The organism is Lactiplantibacillus nangangensis (assembly GCF_005405065.1).
Taxonomy (GTDB): Bacteria; Bacillota; Bacilli; order Lactobacillales; family Lactobacillaceae; genus Lactiplantibacillus; species Lactiplantibacillus nangangensis.
In genome coordinates this window covers 1-1,703 of sequence record NZ_BJDI01000034.1, presented here as the reverse complement: position 1 = coordinate 1,703, position 1,703 = coordinate 1, and the positions used below count along the sequence as shown (strand labels likewise).

The 1,703-nt window shown below is 42.7% G+C and carries 2 protein-coding genes; both read right to left on the bottom strand.

From position 1 onward, the window contains the following. Positions 1–56: 56 nt before the first annotated feature. Positions 57–953 (bottom strand): IS3 family transposase, encoded by an 897-nt coding sequence (locus tag FFM70_RS13720; RefSeq protein WP_137617402.1) that lies wholly within the window; start codon positions 951–953, stop codon positions 57–59. Further along, entirely contained in the window at positions 950–1,633 is a 684-nt protein-coding gene (locus FFM70_RS13715; protein ID WP_137617401.1) for a helix-turn-helix domain-containing protein, read from the bottom strand. Before FFM70_RS13715 ends, FFM70_RS13720 begins: the two co-directional genes overlap by 4 nt. Between the last annotated feature and the right edge of the window lie 70 nt (positions 1,634–1,703).

Here is a 1,703-nt window from a genome sequence, read left to right as displayed (position 1 = left end):
TGCACTAGTCCCTGTCAAGTTGACGGATGAAATACTATAATTTTTTGTAGATTTGATTAAGCGGCTTCACCGCGGTATTCAACCGCGGTGGAGCCGTTTCTTTGTGCTGTGCGGTCAATATAGTTGAAGTAGTGAATACCTTCCTCAATAAGCTTAATTAGCTCCTCCTTGGTTTTAGGCATTGGGTGGCTGTCTAACCAGTTTAACTTGAATTCATTCCACCAACGTTCCATTGGGGCATTGTCATAAGGCGTTCCCGGTCGGGACATGCTCCGAACGACTTTGTGTTCGGTCATTAGATCATTAAAATCTTTGGAAGTGTAAGCCGAACCACGATCAGTATGAACCATTGGATGAACTTTTCCAGCTTTGCTAAAGGCTCGCTCAAAGACTTCAACCATTGCGTCACTAGTCTCAGTAACACTCAGATTGTAGGATAAAAGACATCTGCCATACAGGTCTAGTACACCACACAATCGAGCTTTGTACTCGCCATTGATACCGTAACGAACTTCGGTGGCGTCCGACAACCACACTTCATTTGGGTTATCGGCCATATTAAACCGTTGATTTAATACGTTGTCTCGTAATTCTTGCTCAGCTTGTTTTACTCGATGGTGTTTCTTCAGTCTACTTTGGCACTTGAGATGGAGGAGAGTCATAAGCCGCTTAACGCGCTTAAGTGAGACGTAAAAATCAAGCTCTGAATCATGGTCTAGATAGATCTTCAATTTTCCTGCGCCGATTCTCTGACGATGTGCGTTGAAGTACATGAGTATCTTTTGCTTGAGCTGTGTTTCTTGTTGTTCCCGAGGGGTTTCTTCACGATGAAGCCATTGATTAAATGCTTGGCGAGATAGACCCACTTTGCGAAGAATAATGGCTTGGGCGCCATGAATCTGGGGACTGAGTTCCTGAATTGTCTGGAATACTAATTTATGTTGGGCGTTCACTCCTTGTTTTGTAGTTCCCGGAATTTTTTTGCGAAGAGCTCCATTACCTCCTGTTCTTTGAGCTGGGCCTTTAGTTGACGATTCTCTAGTTTTAAACGTTCAACTTCAGTCATTTCTTCAACTGGTTTAGTACGTCCACGGCCATCCTTTAATGCTGTGTAACCACCGTCTTTGGATTTGAGAACCCAGGCTCTTACCTGTTGGTAAGAGACGTTGAAGTGTTCGGATGCTTGGGAGTACGAATGCTTTCCAGCCGTGACATACTCCACAATTTTAATTCGTTCTTCGAATGTTGTTTTACGACTCATAATGCGGACCTGCCTTCTTGACGGGGGATCCGTCAATGATTTATTGGTCCCATTATACTGGAATTTCTTAATCCAGTCGCGAAGTTGCTTATCGCTTCTCAATCCAAAATGATTGCTGATTTCAACTAAACTACCTTTACCATTTAAATAGGCTTCCACGGCTTGCTGCTTGGTCTCTGCACTATAACGTGTCCAGATATGGCGTTCTTTTAGGCCGTCAAGGCCATCACGTTTGTAAAGTTCTCGCCATGAACGAATAGTAGTGTCATAAATACCATATTGCTCAAGATATTTGCTTCTGTTCAAATTGGTCTGTGATAGACCAGTCAAAATATCCAGTTTCTCCATAGCTGTAAATCTTGTCCTAGGCATAGAAAAATCCCCTTAAAGTTAACAGATGAATTATAGTTTTTCATCTGTCAACCTTAAGGGGACTATAGCA

Coding starts and splice junctions, on each gene's coding strand:
- FFM70_RS13715 (WP_137617401.1), bottom strand. CDS start 1,633: ATGCCTAGGACAAGATTTACAGCTATGGAGAAACTGGATATTTTGACT.